Annotated in this window: 12 protein-coding genes; 6 read left to right on the top strand and 6 right to left on the bottom strand. The window is 62.2% G+C overall.

Annotated features, from left to right (window positions below; genetic code table 11):
• Nucleotides 1–57: 57 nt before the first annotated feature.
• Nucleotides 58–819: an SDR family oxidoreductase gene (locus tag J7302_RS12810; protein WP_215374924.1), complete on the bottom strand. Its 762-nt coding sequence runs from the start codon at nt 817–819 to the stop codon at nt 58–60.
• Between the two features lie 259 nt (nt 820–1,078).
• Here J7302_RS12810 and J7302_RS12805 point away from each other — a divergent pair, with 259 nt between their 5' ends.
• Nucleotides 1,079–2,677, top strand: coding sequence for a winged helix-turn-helix domain-containing protein (locus tag J7302_RS12805; RefSeq protein WP_215374919.1), 1,599 nt, complete (start codon nt 1,079–1,081; stop codon nt 2,675–2,677).
• Between the two features lie 127 nt (nt 2,678–2,804).
• On the opposite strand, the gene J7302_RS12800 is transcribed toward J7302_RS12805, so the two are convergent.
• The 3 genes from J7302_RS12800 to J7302_RS12790 all read right to left on the bottom strand — a co-directional run bounded on the left by J7302_RS12800 (nt 2,805) and on the right by J7302_RS12790 (nt 7,651).
• Nucleotides 2,805–3,953, bottom strand: coding sequence for a DUF1624 domain-containing protein (locus J7302_RS12800; RefSeq protein WP_215374916.1), 1,149 nt, complete (start codon nt 3,951–3,953; stop codon nt 2,805–2,807).
• A 387-nt stretch (nt 3,954–4,340) separates the two neighbouring features.
• Entirely contained in the window at nt 4,341–4,832 is a 492-nt protein-coding gene (locus J7302_RS12795; RefSeq protein WP_215374913.1) for a GNAT family N-acetyltransferase, read from the bottom strand.
• 455 nt (nt 4,833–5,287) lie between these two features.
• A complete protein-coding gene (locus J7302_RS12790) occupies nt 5,288–7,651 on the bottom strand; it encodes a DNA polymerase II (protein WP_215374910.1) in 2,364 nt (787 codons plus the stop codon).
• Between the two features lie 162 nt (nt 7,652–7,813).
• Between J7302_RS12790 and J7302_RS12785 the strand changes: the two genes are divergently transcribed.
• A complete protein-coding gene (locus J7302_RS12785) occupies nt 7,814–8,320 on the top strand; it encodes a GNAT family N-acetyltransferase (protein ID WP_215374907.1) in 507 nt (168 codons plus the stop codon).
• Nucleotides 8,321–8,545: 225 nt separating this feature from the next.
• Here the strand turns inward: J7302_RS12785 and J7302_RS12780 are convergent, their stop codons facing one another.
• Nucleotides 8,546–9,748: an NAD(P)/FAD-dependent oxidoreductase gene (locus J7302_RS12780; RefSeq protein ID WP_215374904.1), complete on the bottom strand. Its 1,203-nt coding sequence runs from the start codon at nt 9,746–9,748 to the stop codon at nt 8,546–8,548.
• A 363-nt stretch (nt 9,749–10,111) separates the two neighbouring features.
• Here J7302_RS12780 and J7302_RS12775 point away from each other — a divergent pair, with 363 nt between their 5' ends.
• Both J7302_RS12775 and J7302_RS12770 read left to right on the top strand, forming a co-directional pair.
• Entirely contained in the window at nt 10,112–10,636 is a 525-nt protein-coding gene (locus J7302_RS12775; RefSeq protein ID WP_215374899.1) for an RrF2 family transcriptional regulator, read from the top strand.
• 127 nt (nt 10,637–10,763) lie between these two features.
• On the top strand, nt 10,764–11,303 hold the full coding sequence (locus J7302_RS12770; protein WP_215374896.1) for a cysteine hydrolase family protein: 540 nt from the start codon (nt 10,764–10,766) through the stop codon (nt 11,301–11,303).
• Nucleotides 11,304–11,329: 26 nt separating this feature from the next.
• Here the strand turns inward: J7302_RS12770 and J7302_RS12765 are convergent, their stop codons facing one another.
• Nucleotides 11,330–11,806 carry an Lrp/AsnC family transcriptional regulator gene (locus J7302_RS12765; RefSeq protein WP_215374893.1) on the bottom strand — a complete coding sequence of 159 codons (477 nt, stop codon included), beginning with the start codon at nt 11,804–11,806 and terminating at the stop codon, nt 11,330–11,332.
• 147 nt (nt 11,807–11,953) lie between these two features.
• On the opposite strand from J7302_RS12765, the gene J7302_RS12760 reads away from it, so the two are divergent.
• Together J7302_RS12760 and J7302_RS12755 are read left to right on the top strand one after the other, a co-directional pair.
• Nucleotides 11,954–13,207 carry a Zn-dependent hydrolase gene (locus J7302_RS12760; RefSeq protein ID WP_215374890.1) on the top strand — a complete coding sequence of 418 codons (1,254 nt, stop codon included), beginning with the start codon at nt 11,954–11,956 and terminating at the stop codon, nt 13,205–13,207.
• A 79-nt stretch (nt 13,208–13,286) separates the two neighbouring features.
• Nucleotides 13,287–14,525, top strand: coding sequence for a diaminopropionate ammonia-lyase (locus J7302_RS12755; RefSeq protein ID WP_215374887.1), 1,239 nt, complete (start codon nt 13,287–13,289; stop codon nt 14,523–14,525).
• Nucleotides 14,526–14,595 lie beyond the last annotated feature (70 nt).

Raw genomic sequence — 14,595 nt, 5'->3', positions numbered from 1 at the left:
TCGTGGAGGCGCGGCCCGGGAGCAGGTCGACGCTTTGCTGGTTTGTCCTTGGGCGCCTCAGCGCCCCGCTTGCGCTGTTGACTGGCCAAGCCAGTCCTCGAAGTGGATTACGCCCAGGCGCGGGTTCTTGCCGGGGGTCAACGATTGATCGTCGAGCAAGGCGCCGAAGTAGCGCGCGTGCACGTCCGGCACGACCTTGCGCGTGTCTTGAGTTGCCCTCAGAAAGCGCCTGACCAGCTCGTCAAGTGGCATGGCCTCGGGACCGGCGATTTCGACCGTGCCATTGACCGGTATTGCCAGTGTGAGATCGGCGAGTGCCGCCACCACGTCCTCGGACGCTATCGGCTGGATCAGCGCCGGCGACAGGCAAATCTCCTCGCCAACGGTGGCCGACTGCGCGATGCCGCCGACAAACTCGAAAAACTGCGTGGCACGCACGATGGTGTAAGGAATGCCGGACGCCTTGATGAGGTTTTCCTGCGCGACTTTGGCCCGGAAATAGCCGTTCTCGGGAAGCCGTTCGCTACCGACTATCGACAAGGCAACGTGATGGCGGACGCCAGCGGCCGCTTCCGCAGCCAGCAGGTTACGGCCCGACGTTTCGAAAAATTCGAGGACGGCCTTGTCCTCCCACGAGGGCGCATTCGCCACGTCGACGACGATCTCTGCACCATCCATCGCTTCGGCCAGGCCCACGCGGGTGATGCTGTTCACGCCCGTATTGGGAGAGGCTGCGAGCACGTCGTGGCCGCGCTCGCGGAGGTTCTTCACAAGTTTCGATCCGATGAGGCCAGTGCCTCCGATGACGACGATCTTCATGGTTTCTCTCCGCATTCCGACGGCAACCATTTGCTGTCGATCTAGAGAAAGAGTGCCTGCGCATGTGGGGGAAGTCCTTGTGGCGTCCTTGAGTTTGCCTCCGGCCATGCTTGTTTTTTCGTCCAAAGGCACCGTTGGCAGACGGGCATTCCTTGCCGTGGGCAATGCGGCGACTCAGGCGCTGCCGTAATATCGATAGCACCTACTAATCGCCAACTCGGACACGGAGTCGAGGGCGCTCGACTCGGGGATACTCACCTTGCAATTCGCCTTTGAAGACTACGTGCTCGATCAGGAGCGCCGGGAACTGACCTTGCGCGGGCAAGTCGTGGCCGTCGGGCCGCAGGTCTTCGATCTATTGCTGCAGCTTGTCAGCAACCGCGATCGCGTCGTCAGCAAGGATGACCTGCTCCAGGCGGTATGGGGCGGCCGGATCGTCTCGGAATCGACCGTCACCAGCCACATCAACGCGGTGCGCAAGGCAATCGGCGATACCGGTGAAGAGCAGCGCCTGGTGCGCACGGTCGCCCGCAAGGGTTACCGCTTCGTCGGCCAGATCAAAGTCGACGAGCGCGACGAAACGCGACAACCGGACTGGCCAGGCACCGGCGAGCGCGCGGCCGTTGACTCGACGCAAACGCCTCCAGCCGCGCTCGTGCTGCCGGACAAGCCCTCCATTACCGTCTTGCCCTTCCACAACCTGAGCGGCGATCCAGATCAGGACTATTTCGCCGACGGCATGGTCGAGGACATCATCGCCGCCCTGTCGCGTATCCGTTGGCTGTTCGTCATCGCGCGCAATTCGAGTTTTACCTACAAAGGCCGGACGGTGGACGTCAAAGGCGTCGGACAGGAACTCGGTGTGCGCTACGTGCTCGAAGGTAGCGTGCGCAAGTCCGGGAACAAGGTACGCATCACCGGGCAGCTCATCGACGCGACGACCGGGATGCATATCTGGGCGGAGCGCTTCGAAGGGATGCTCCACGACATCTTCGGGCTGCAGGATCAAATTACCGAAAGCGTCGTCGGCGCTATCGCGCCGCAGCTCGAACGGGCGGAAATCGAACGTGCCAAACGCAAACCGACCGAAAGCCTGGACGCCTATGACTATTACCTGCGTGGGATGGCAAAACTGCACAGCGGCACCCGCGAAGCCATCGAGGAGGCACTGCCGCTGTTCTACAAGGCCGTCGAGCTCGATCCGGAGTTTGCATCGGCCTATGGCATGGCGGCCTGGTGCCATTTCTGGCGCAAGGTGAATGGCTGGATGACCGATCGGACGCGCGAGATCACCGAGGGCGTACGACTCGCACGTTTGGCGGTGGAGCTCGGCCGAGATGATGCGGTGGCGCTGACGCGAGGCGGGCATGCACTTGGCCATCTCGCCGGCGATGTCGATGGTGGAATTGCCCTCCTCGACAGGGCACGCCTGCTCAATCCCAACCTCGCCCCCGCCTGGTACCTCGGCGGTATCCTGCGCGCACTTCGCGGTGAAACAGACGCCGCGATTGAAAACCTGACGCACGCCACTCGCTTGAGTCCGCTAGATCCGGAAATGTTCCGGATGCAGATCGGGATGGCGCTCGCGCACTTCTTCGCCGGGCGCTTCGACGCCGCTTCGACCTGGGCGGAAAAGGCTCTGGGCAACCTGCCCAGCCTCCTGGTTCCGGTTGCCCTGGTGGCGGCCAGTCATGCGCTCACCGGACAAATGGACAAAGCGAAGCAGGCGATGCAGCGCCTACACGAATTGGATCCAGCTTTACGCGTCTCCAACCTGAAGGACTGGCTGCCAATCCAACGGCCCGAGGATCTCGCGCGGTTCGCCGATGGACTGCGGCTGGCCGGGTTGCCCGAGTGACCGGCCGGCGAACGTGATCTCGGGGCCAATCGCGCCGGATCGAGTACTGGAGCGTCATCACTGATCCTCCAGCCTTTTCTTGCCCGTGCCGGGATCCGCTACAGCAGGTTGGATCTGCCGGATTTCTCTAGAAGTATTTCAGCCAGGTCATGTCTCGGCGGCGCGCCTTCAACCGGGCAAACCAACACACCGGCAGATAGAGTCCCACCGCCAGTAGCACCGTCGTCAGCCACAATGCCGAAACCGAGTCGAACCCGAAGTACTGCCCGTGGTTGGGGCCCCAGGTTGCCAGGCAGGCCACGTAGAGCGCCTTCAACACATAGAGGTGGAGCAGGTAGAAGAACATCGGAGCAGCGCCGAACCCCGCCAGCCATCGGACCAGTTGGCCATCGCCGCGACGCTCGAGAACCACCAGCAGCAGCATGCCCACCCCCAGCGTCAGCGCCAGGAATAGCAGGGATGGCGGGTACTTGGTGACGTTCAAGAAGCTCATCAGCGTCTGGACGACGGTTTCCCCAGTGAACCAAGGCTTCTCGCCATAGCCGTTGAACAGGCGCAACACCAGGAACGCAACTAGCGCAGAGGCGCCTGACGTGAGCAGCCAACGGTAACGCCGGTCAGCATCGCTCGCTCGGGCGAACCAGGGGCCGATGGCATAGCCCAACGCAATCACACCGATCCAGGGCAGCACCGGATAGGAGGTGCGTAGGCGCAGCCCCTCGGACACCTCGATCCAGCCGCGGTCATGCAGCACTGCCCATGGAATGTGAAACCAGGACGCCGCGGAGAAATGCACGCCATCGAGCAGGTTGTGCCCGCCAATGAGCAGGAGCGCCAGGGCGATCAGAAACGCTCGCGGCAGCCAGATCAGCGCAGAGAGTGCCAGCATGCTCAAGCCGATGGCCCAGATCACCTGCAGATAGATCACACTGGGCGGTAGTTGGAAAGTCCAGGCGAAGTTCACCAGGGTGATCTCCAGCATGACCAGAAACAGCCCGCGCTTGAAGAGAAAGCTGGAAACCGTGCCGCGCTCGGCCTGCCTCTCGCCGTAGAGGAAGGCCGATAAGCCGGTCAGGAGAATGAACACGGGTGCACAGAGATGCGCAAACGTCCGACTGGCAAACAGAGCGGGATCAGTCTGCAGGACGTCCATGGGGTCTAATACCTGCAGGTGCAGGTAAAAGGTCTCTCTGACGTGATCCAGCAGCATGAACAGAATGACCAGGCCACGCAGGGCATCGATCGAATGGAGGCGGGTCGAGGGGGATAAGGTCATAGAGAGCACTTCATGAAATGTAATATAATTACATTTCATTGAACCCATGCCAATTCGCCTCGATCAAACCTTGGCGATACCCCATCGCAGACCTGCCCTACTCCCCGCCACGAACGGTCCCATAGCGACCGGGCACCGGCCTGGGCAATTGAGATGGCGGCCGCCGCTTGGGCCCATGCATCCCACCCAAGCCCCCATTCGAGGTCCACCGCCTGCATTACGCCGAGTCTTCGCCGGTCAGATTGGCCCGCTCTCGGCCCAGGTCGGAGCAAGCGATCCAGAATTTGCTGTCTCAGCCCGAGAGCAAGGGGTACCTATCGTCGGCAATTGACCGAGAGCAGGCATTTGTATAGGCCTACGAAACTGGGGACCACCAATGGTGATCGATCACTGGACGATCTTTGCCATCTCGGTGGTAGCCACCCAGCCCAGTCCTTCATAGACGGGTTTGCCGCTCGTCGTCGCATGCAGCACCGCGAAATTCAGCCCACGATGGGCAAACTCAGCTTCGGCCAACTTCATCAGAGCAGAAGCTAGCCCCCGGCGCCGGTAGCTGGGTTCGACGTACACATTGAGCACATAGCCGCGCTGATCCAGGGTCGGATGAGAAGGATGGGGCGGCCAGTCGATGCTCATCAAGCCTATCGCAGCCACCGCCTGCTGACCCTCCATCAGCGCGAAACCGTAGTAGCGCCCATCGAGCAAACGCTCGCGCAACCAGGGCCGGAAATGCTCGGTCATCAATCGCAGTGCCGATAGCTCTCCTCCCGCTTCCAGGAACATCGTCTCGCGCTGTACACAGATGAGTTCGAGGTCATTCGGAACCAACCGACGCGCCGCCAACCCTGAAAAATCAATACCGCCGGGAATCTCATTCATAGCAAGCACCTTGGTAAGGGAAACGATGCTAGATCGGATCAAATGACAGTGTCAGACACAGAGTGAACTCAAAATTTGCATACAGTGATCACAGCACAGACCGGCCGCACGTAGTTTCAACGGCGTGCCGGGTCTGGAAATCGGTAAGTGGCTAGCAAGGCAAGCGTCTGCCACAGGAATGTTTGGCTACGGGTCTCACCCCGTCTTTCCTATCAGAGCGACAGGGTTCGATGTCTGCTTTCTTTGGGCCGCATGTTGGGACACGATCCGTGAGCGTACCGCCTGCCCACACGGCCATTCGACAAGCCCCTACGCCAATGCAGGAACCGCTCCTGCTGATCGGTTGAAGCCCTGCGGCCCGTCTGGAAGCGCAGAGGACTGACCTCAATCCGAGGCTCCTACCCAGACCCGGGCTGAGGTCCGGGCTAAAGCTTGCTGACTGGCGAGCAACCGATTCAGAAAAGGCCGAGCTGTCCATCGATCAAGCGGCTGAAGTCTGCCTGCACGAAGGGCAGAATCGCATCCGCCACTGGTTGCAGCTGGCGGGTCACGTAGTGGTCGTAGTCGATGGGCGCGCGCCGGGTTTCCAAAGGCTCCGGACCGGCTGTGGTGATCACATAGCTGATCCATCCACCGCTCTGGTACTGGAGCGGCCGCCCCTGGCGGGCGTTGTAGTCATCGGCGATGCGCGCCGCGCGTACGTGCGGCGGCACGTTGCGCAGGTAGTCGTCCAGTCGACGGCGCAAGCGCTTGCGATACACCAGCAGGTCGTCCAGTTCGCCCGCCAGGGTACGGCGCACGTATTCACGCACGTAGTTCTCGAAGGGCTGCTGGTTGAAGATGCGCTGGTAAAGCTCCTGCTGGAACTGCTGGGCCAGCGGTGACCAGTCGGTGCGCACGGTCTCCAGCCCCTTGAAGACCATCTGCTCGCTGCCGTCCGCACGCCCGACCAAGCCGGCGTAGCGCTTCTTGCTACCCTCCTCCGCCCCTCGGATGGTCGGCATCAGGAAGCGCCGGTAATGCGTTTCGAACTGGAGCTCCAACGCACTTTCCAGGCCGAACTCATCCTGCAGGTATTCACGCCACCACTGGTTGACCCGCTGAACCAGCGCCCGGCCGATGCGCGTTGCGTCCTCTTCCGCGTGGGCGCGGCGGAGCCAGACGAAGGTGGAGTCGGTGTCGCCGTAGATCACCGCATAGCCCTCGGCCTCGATCAGCTCTCGCGTGCGGCGCATGATCTCGTGGCCGCGCATGGTGATGGACGAGGCCAGGCGTGGGTCGAAGAAGCGACAGCCGCTGGAACCGAGCACACCGTAGAAGGCGTTCATGATGATTTTGAGCGCCTGCGAGAGCGGCTTGTTGTGCTCGCGCTTGGCTACATCGCGGCCCTCCCACACGCGCGCCGCGATGGCCGGCAGGCAATGCCTGGTGCGCGAGAAGCGCGCCCCACGAAAGCCTGGTACCGAGTCGGTGTCGTCAGGATGTTTGAGGCCTTCCACCAGCCCTATCGGGTCGATCAGGAAGGTGCGGATGATCGACGGATAGAGGCTTTTGTAATCCAGCACCAGCACCGACTCGTAGAGACCGGGCCGCGAGTCCATCACGAAGCCGCCGGGGCTCGCCTCCGGCATCCGCTCGCCAAGGTTGGGCGCGACGAAGCCCTGGCGGTGCATCAGCGGCATGTAGAGGTGAGTGAAGGCTGCCACCGAGCCGCCGCTGCGATCCGCGGGCAGGCCGGTGACAGTGGCGCGCTCAAGCAGGAAGGTCAGCAGCTCGGTCTTCTCGAAGATGCGCGTCACCAGCTCGCAGTCCTTGAGGTTGTAGCGCGCCAGGGCGGGCTTGTCCTCGGCAAACATGCGGTCGATTTCGTCCATGCGCTGGTAAGGGTTGTCGATGGACTTGCCTTCGCCAAGAAGGGTCTGCGCGACGTTCTCCAGGCTGAACGAGGGGAAGCTCCAGGTGGCTGAGCGAAGTGCCTCGATGCCATCGATGATCAGCCTTCCGGCGGCGTCCGCGAAGTAGTGGTTGTTGCGACTGCCGTGCTCGCGCCAGCCCATCTCATCGCCACCGCGCCCAAGCCGCAAGGGTACCTTCAGGCGCTGGGCATGGTCGCGTAACACGCGCAGGTCGAACTGCACCAGGTTCCAGCCAATGATCGCATCAGGATCATGGCGGGCCAGCCATTCGTTCAGCCGTTCAACCAGCTGGCCACGGCTGTCGCAGTACTCCAGGCGGAATTCGAGCGCATCGCCCTGCCCGTTCGCCGGGCCGAGCATGTAGACCTGGCGCTGACCACAGCCTTCGAGGGCGATGGAGTACAAATCGCCATGGGCATTGGTCTCGATGTCGAGGGAGACCAGCTTCAACGCCGGGCGATAGTCCGGCGCGGGCTTCATCTGCGCGTCGAGCAGCACGCCGCTGCCGTCTGGCGTACCGCCGAACAGCACCGGCGCCGTGATGAAACGCTCCATCAGGTAACGTTCTGGCGGACGGATGTCGGCCTCGTACACGTCCACACCCGCGCCCCGCAGCAGCTTGTCGAGGCGCATCAACTGGCGGTGTTGCTGGCAGTACAGACCAACCACGGGGCGATGGCGAAAGTCACACAATCCCAACGGGCGCAGTTCGACGTCACGCTCGCCGCGCAGCAGCGTCTCGGCGCGTTCGCGTTGTTCCGCCGGAATGAAGGCAACCGAGGTCTGGAGCGGTATACGAATTCGCCGGGAGCCTTCATCGGTCGCCAGCCAGAACTCGACTTCCGCGCCGGCGGACGTATCGCGCCAGTGTCGGGTCAGGACGAAACCCAGATGTAGATCCACCGCAGCAACCTTGAAAAACCTTCAATGGCGTGATTCTACTTGTCTTCGCCCCGGTTGAAGCGAACCGGAAGTGTGGGGTTTGCCCGGGCGCCTCTTCATCAGCTCCCACTCGGCACATGAGTCGGGCACCATGGCAAACCTTTCAAGCATTTCGAGCCTCCCATGCCCCTGGTCATTCGCACTGAATCACCTGCCGACTGCGCAGCCATCGAGCATCTGACCGCCGCCGCATTCGAGCATGCGCCGCATACGAACCATACCGAGCAGTTCATCGTCAACGCGCTACGCCGTGCCGGGCAACTGTCAATATCGCTGGTGGCGGCGGATGACGACCAGATCGTCGGCCATGTGGCCTTGTCACCGGTTTCGATCTCCTCTGGCGCAACCAACTGGTTCGGCCTTGGCCCAATCTCCGTACTGCCTGCGCGCCAGGGCGAGGGCATCGGCACGCTGCTGATGGAGGCGGCCCTGGCTGACCTGCAACGTCGTGGTGCTGCCGGCTGCGTGCTGCTTGGCGATCCAGCGTTCTACCAGCGATTCGGCTTTGTCGCACGGCCTGAGCTGGTTCTGCCCGGCGTACCCGCCGAATATTTCCAGGCGGTTTCCTTCAGCGAGACCTGGCCGGTGGGTGACGTGAGCTATCACGAGGCGTTCAACGCCACGGTATGAAGCCGGTTGTGTAACGACTTACAAGGGGGGCGCCGAACTCTTGCCCACGAACCGGACCTTTTCGCGAGCAAGCTCGCTCCTACAAGAGATGCATCCAGTTGCAATACTGAGTAGGGGCAGAGCCCATTCATTCGCCCCACAAAAAACATTCTATGGATGAAAAAAGCCCCGAAGGTCAGTGACCTTCGGGGCATCAGGCTTCAGGACAACGCTATGAGCGCTTGATCACGCGACCACGGGGATCAGCGGATCCGCCGCCGCCAGCGCTTCGGCACGTTTTGCCGCCGGCGGGTAGATCCAGATGCTGTTGATCTGGGTCTTGAGCTGCTTGCCGGCCTCCCGCACGAACTTGATCTGGCGATCCCAGCCCTCGGTAAAGACCGCGCCCCAGCCACCCAGGTCCAGGCAGGTCACATACTTGGGCTGGCTGTAGGGGATTGGCTCGACGCCGAGCAGGCTGGCGGCCACGTTGTTGCCGGCCGAGCGGCCCAGGGCGATTGCGTGCTGGCAGGTCATCAGCGCGTAGTTGCCCTCGTCATCGGTCGCGGCGTAGGCGACATCGCCAGTGGCGAACACATCGGCGTGGCCGAGCACCTGGAGGTTGCGATCCACATGCAGGCGGCCGAAGCGGTCACGCTCTGCCGGAACCTGTTCGGTCAACGAGCTGGCGCGCACGCCTACGGTCCAGATTACCGTCTTGGCCTCGATGCGTTGGCCATCCGCCAGGGTGACACCGCCAGCATCGACCGACGCCACCATGCTATTCAGCCTCCACTCGACGCCCAACTCTGCCGAAGCCTCCGCAATGAGCGGACGCGGGCCATCGCCCAGGGCGGCGCCGATCTCGCTGCCACGATCCACGACGATCACGCGGATGTCGGCATCCGCGCCCAAGGCGGAACGCAGGCGGGCCGGCATTTCGGTGGCGGTCTCGATCCCGGTGAAACCACCACCCGCGACGACCACGGTATTGCGGGCGCTCGACGCCGGCAGCTGGCTCAGGGATTTGATGTGTTGCTCCAGGCGCACGGCTTCTTCGATCTGATCGACGTCGAAGGCATGCTCGACACCTGCCAGGCTCGGGCGGAGGACTTTACTGCCACTGGCCAGGACGAGCCGGTCATAGACCAGTTCGCCGGCCACCCCCTGCTCATCGCGGTACTCGACTTTCTTGCCTGCCACGTCGATCCGCTCGGCCACGCCTTTGACGAATCGCACTCCGACAGCTTCGAAAAGTTCACCGAGTGGCGCGCTCATCTTATGCACGTCTGCCTCATAGAAGCGCGGGCGAATGCGCAACTCGGCCTGGGGTGCCAGCACTACCACCTCGGTATCCGTGTGACCGTGCAGGTCGAGCAGTCGAGCCGCGCTCAGCGCGCTCCACATGCCACCAAAGCCAGCGCCGACGATCAGAATGCGTTGTTTCATGCTTGTCTCCAGATTGGGAAAGGAATCGTGTTCCAAACGAATACGCACAGGCATCGAGTCGAACGGTACGGGATAGGCAGGCTTGTCAGCAGTGCTGGTTTTGCGTCATCGCCCATTTCGTAACTACGACTATATTGATCGTAGTTAATAGGAGCAAGCTTTTTCCCTTGCTCCAGCCGCCGCTCGTCGCCATCATTTCTCCAGCGAGACTCCGGAGCAGCACTGAATCTCAGCAAATACAGGAATTAAGCAGAGGAAAAGTGCCGCATCGGCGGCAACATACAACCGCTCGCCGGGGTAAAAAGCTTGTGACAGCCCTGGATAAGCCGCAGAATAGTGCGACCAATATTGTCGGAGTTAAAGATGGCTCTTTATAGCGCAGGGGTTGAATACGGCATCCACTGCCTCCTCTACCTGGCGGATGAGAAGGGAGACAGCCGCGAGTCCAGCGTCCGCGCCCTGGCCGAACTGCAGGGAGTGCCTCAGGAGCTGCTGGCCAAGGTGTTCACCAGACTGGCGAAAGCGAATCTGGTGGTCGCCACCGAAGGCGTGCGTGGAGGCTTCAAGCTGGCAAGGCCGGCCGATGAGATCACGGTGCTAGATATTGTTCGGGCCATCGACGGGCAGAAGGCAATTTTCGAGTGTCGCGACATCAGGGGGCGGTGCGCCGTCTTCGATGGCTCGCCTCCGGACTGGGCTCTGAGCGGCACCTGCGCGATTCACGCGGTCATGCAGACGGCGCAGAAACGAATGGAAGAAGCGCTGGCCCAGCAAACGGTCCTCGACCTGGTGCGACGGGTCGGTCGCAAGGCTCCCCCCGGCTTCAACGAGGAGATCGTCCGCTGGATGGATATGCGTCGCGAAAGCAAGGCAAATGCTGACTCATAGCGGCACCCGCACAGGGTAAAAGGTAGGGCCTGGGCGCCTTCAATTCGAGTGCGCAAACGTAATCCGGAACCAGCTGCTTCCGCCCCCACATTCCTTACCCCCCAGGTCAACTCCAAGGAAACGCGCCATGACCACTGCACTCCTGATCATCGACGTCCAGCAAGCACTTTGCACCGGGGAAGAAGTAGCCTTCGATATCGACCGGGTCATCGAGCGAATCAATGCGCTTAGCGAAAAAGCACGCAACGCTGGCGCGCCAGTCCTTCTGATCCAGCATGAAGAAGTCGACGGGCCTTTTCAGTTCGCCACGGATGGTTGGCAGCTCGCCGAAGGGCTGAATGTGCAGCCGGAGGACATTCGAGTTCGCAAGACGACTCCAGACTCCTTCCACCGGACCGAGTTGAGCCAATTGCTAAAGGAGCGTGACATCACCAGGCTTGTGATGTGCGGCTTGCAGAGCGACTTCTGTGTAGACACGACCGTCCGGCGCGCACTGGCACTGGGATATGACGTGGTGCTCGCAGGGGACGCGCATTCGACCGTGGACAACGGCGTCCTGACTGCTGCGCAGATTACCGCCCATCACAACATCACCTTGGGGAACATGACGAGCTTCGGCCATCGGGCGGTCATCACCCCCGCGAGCGACGTACGAATCGAAGCCTGACGCATCGCCCGGGAGCGGGCCCCGGTTCATCCATCAGCCACCGCTCCCGTCGGCACTTCCAGTCCAACCTTGACGTTGCCCATGGAGACCAGCGTCTTGAAGCGTTTGACGTTGTTGTTCTCGAAGAACAGTTGCCGGGTCAGCTCGGTGTACTGCTCCATGCTGGTCACGCTCAGCACCAGCACGAAGTCCCACTCACCGGCGACGTAGTAGCACTGCTGCACCTGGGGGCACGCCGCGAAGCTACGCTTCATGGCGTCCAGCAGGTCGATGCGCTCACTTTCCACCTCCACCTCGGCAATGATGGTCAGTGGGTGGCCCAACGCTGCCGGGTCGACCAGGGCGACTCGCTTCCTGATCACACCCTCGGCGCTGAGACGTTTGAGGCGGCGGTTGACTGCAGCAGGTGAAAGGCTCACCCGCTCTCCCAGCTCGCTCTGCTGCAAGTCGGCATCCCGCTGGACTTCGGCCAGCAGCTTGAGGTCGTAGGCATCGAGACTCATGGCAGCTCCTGAAATTCTATTGATCAAACACCCATAAATTAGAAATCAAAGTGCGGAGTATTTCGCAAAAGCGAGCATGAAAGGCACAACCCAAGCAATAACATTTCACTTCAGACGCAGCGACACCTGAACCGAGGAGAAAGCAGCATGCACGAGCCCGAGCTGAAACTGGATGGGGCAAAGCTCCTGACCCAGCTCCGTGAATTGGGCGAGATCGGCCTGGATCAGGAGTTAGGTGGCCGCACGCGCATCGCACTGACCGATGACGAAAAAGCCGGCCGCGACCTGGTGTGCCGCTGGATGCGCGAGCTGGATCTGGAGGTACGAATCGACCGCATCGGCAATATCTTCGGCATCCTGCGCTCGCCCAGCGATGACGGCTCGCAAGCGCCGCTGATGCTGGGGTCCCATATTGACACAGTGACCAACGCCGGTGCGCTGGATGGTTGCTATGGCGTGCTCGCTGGCCTGGCCGTGATCCGCGCTTTTCGCGCAGCCAGGCTCATACCGACGCGCTCGCTGTGCATCGCCGCCTTCACCAACGAAGAAGGTGTGCGCTATCAGCCGGACATGATGGGTTCACTGGTCCACGCTGGCGGTCTGACGCTGGAGGCGGCGCTGGCCAGCATCGGCACTGACGCCAGCCGCCTGGGCGAAGAGCTGGCTCGCATTGGCTACGCCGGGGACCTGGAGCCGGGCTCGATCGTGCCGCACGAGTACCTGGAACTGCATATCGAGCAGGGCCCGATTCTGGCAGCGGAGAACACGCTGATTGGCGTTGTGGAGAACCTTCAGGGCATTTCCTGGCAGCAGATCACCATCCAGGGCAGCGCGAACCATGCCGGCACTACTCCGACGAGGCTGCGGCATGACGCTGGCTGGGTCGCCAGTGCCGTGGTTCATCACCTGCGCGAGATCGCCGAAGACTCCGGCGGCAGCACTCTGGCCACCGTTGGCTGCATGCGTTTCGAGCCCAATGTGATCAATGTGATTCCGCGCAAGGCAACCTTCACCGTGGACCTGCGCGACCCGGACGAAGGGCGCTTGCAGGCCGCCGAGCAGCGTCTGGCGGACTTCCTGGTCCGCACCGCCGAAGCGGAAGGCGTGGGCATCCACAGCGAGCAGCTGGCGCGCTTCGAACCGGTGACCTTCGACGCGCAACTGGCCGACGAAATCGAAACTTCGGCCAGCCGCCTGGGGCTTACTCACCGTCGCATCACGTCCGGGGCCGGCCACGATGCCCAGATGATCGCCCGCATTGCGCCGGCGGCCATGATCTTTGTGCCTAGCCAAGACGGGATCAGCCATAACCCCCGCGAACACACGGACGACGACCAGTTGATCAAGGGAGCCGAGGTGCTGCAGGACGTGGTGCTGCAGCGTCTCGACGTGACCCGCTGAATCGATCAGCCCCTCTCCCGTCTGTGGGAAGGAGGCCAGGCGCTCACCTTCATTATTTGCCGCGAACCTGGAGCATCCGATGCTGACCCGCAACCCGCAAGCCACCTTCTCCCCCTACCCTGCAGATCTGCAGCAGATCATGAATGTGCACAAGGCTGGCGAAAGCCGCGTCTGGCTGTCGAGCTGGAAGATGCTCCGCCCCAGCGCAACGCCCCTCTGGAGCCTCCCCGACCTGGCCAGCCGACTGGGCCTTGGCGGGTTGAGCGTCAAGGATGAGTCGATGCGCTCGCCCCTGGGCAGCTTCAAGGCACTCGGCGCACCGATCGCCCTGGTACGTCTGATCCTGCGACTGTTCCCGAGCCTGAGCTTCGACGCTCAGCGGCTGCTGGCCGGTGATTATGAAAGCCAGTTGGACAACTTCACGGTGATCAGCGCCACCGACGGCAACCACGGCCGCGCCCTGGCAGCAGCTGCACAGAGCGTCGGCTGTCGCTGCGTGATCGTGCTGCATGCCCACGTCAGTCAGGAGCGCGAGCAGGCCATCGCGGGCTACGGCGCCAAGATCGTGCGGATCTCCGGTAACTACGATGCATCGGTCACCGAAGCGGCCCGCCTGGCCGCTGAAAACGGCTGGCAGGTGGTCTCCGACACCTCCTATGACGGCTACGAAATCATCCCGTGCGATGTGATGCAGGGCTACGGCATCATCGCTGCCGAGATCGTCGAGCAGGCCGGCAATGGGGCCTTCACGCACGTATTCCTGCAAGGAGGGGTCGGCGGGCTGGCGGCTGGCATCGCCAGCTATTTCTGGGAAATTGACCGATCGGGCCGCCCGACCTTTATCGTGGTCGAGCCGCAGCAAGCTGACTGCCTGTACCAGAGCGCGCTACGGGGCGAGGCAGCGAACGCGACCAGCTCGGTGGACTCGGTGATGGCGGGCCTGGCCTGCGGTGAAACCTCGCCCCTGGCCTGGAGGTTCCTGCAACCCGGAGTGGATTGGTTCATGACCGTCGACGATTCCGACGCCGTGGCGGCGATGCGCACCCTGGCGGCAGGCAGCGAGCGAGACATACCGATCGTCTCGGGCGAGTCCGGCGCAGCCGGACTGGCAGGACTTTCCGCGCTATGCCGCGATCCCCGACTGGCCGAGCAGGTCGGGCTGAATGCCGGCTCGCGCGTCCTGCTGATCAGTACCGAGGGCGATACCGCGCCTGGGGTGTATCAGGAGCTGACTGGCGAATCCGGGCAGTCGGTGCGCAGCCGCCAGTCGGCCTGGCGGCCCGACAAACGCTGCGCCGAATGTCTTCACGACCAATAGCATTTCTCGATTCCTGCGATGGACTAGATTCAGCGACGAAGTCTGGAAATTCATATATGATGACCGAAAT

Origin of the sequence: Metapseudomonas boanensis, assembly GCF_018704125.1 — a bacterium.
Lineage (GTDB): Bacteria > Pseudomonadota > Gammaproteobacteria > Pseudomonadales > Pseudomonadaceae > Metapseudomonas > Metapseudomonas boanensis.
This window is presented reverse-complemented; position numbering and strand designations above follow the sequence as displayed.

Excerpts from the sequence above, each read along its gene's own strand:
- J7302_RS12810 (WP_215374924.1), bottom strand. The coding sequence starts at position 819 with ATGAAGATCGTCGTCATCGGAGGCACTGGCCTCATCGGATCGAAACTT.
- J7302_RS12800 (WP_215374916.1), bottom strand. The coding sequence starts at position 3,953 with ATGACCTTATCCCCCTCGACCCGCCTCCATTCGATCGATGCCCTGCGT.
- J7302_RS12795 (WP_215374913.1), bottom strand. The coding sequence starts at position 4,832 with ATGAATGAGATTCCCGGCGGTATTGATTTTTCAGGGTTGGCGGCGCGT.
- J7302_RS12785 (WP_215374907.1), top strand. The coding sequence starts at position 7,814 with ATGCCCCTGGTCATTCGCACTGAATCACCTGCCGACTGCGCAGCCATC.
- J7302_RS12780 (WP_215374904.1), bottom strand. The coding sequence starts at position 9,748 with ATGAAACAACGCATTCTGATCGTCGGCGCTGGCTTTGGTGGCATGTGG.
- J7302_RS12775 (WP_215374899.1), top strand. The coding sequence starts at position 10,112 with ATGGCTCTTTATAGCGCAGGGGTTGAATACGGCATCCACTGCCTCCTC.
- J7302_RS12770 (WP_215374896.1), top strand. The coding sequence starts at position 10,764 with ATGACCACTGCACTCCTGATCATCGACGTCCAGCAAGCACTTTGCACC.
- J7302_RS12765 (WP_215374893.1), bottom strand. The coding sequence starts at position 11,806 with ATGAGTCTCGATGCCTACGACCTCAAGCTGCTGGCCGAAGTCCAGCGG.
- J7302_RS12760 (WP_215374890.1), top strand. The coding sequence starts at position 11,954 with ATGCACGAGCCCGAGCTGAAACTGGATGGGGCAAAGCTCCTGACCCAG.
- J7302_RS12755 (WP_215374887.1), top strand. The coding sequence starts at position 13,287 with ATGCTGACCCGCAACCCGCAAGCCACCTTCTCCCCCTACCCTGCAGAT.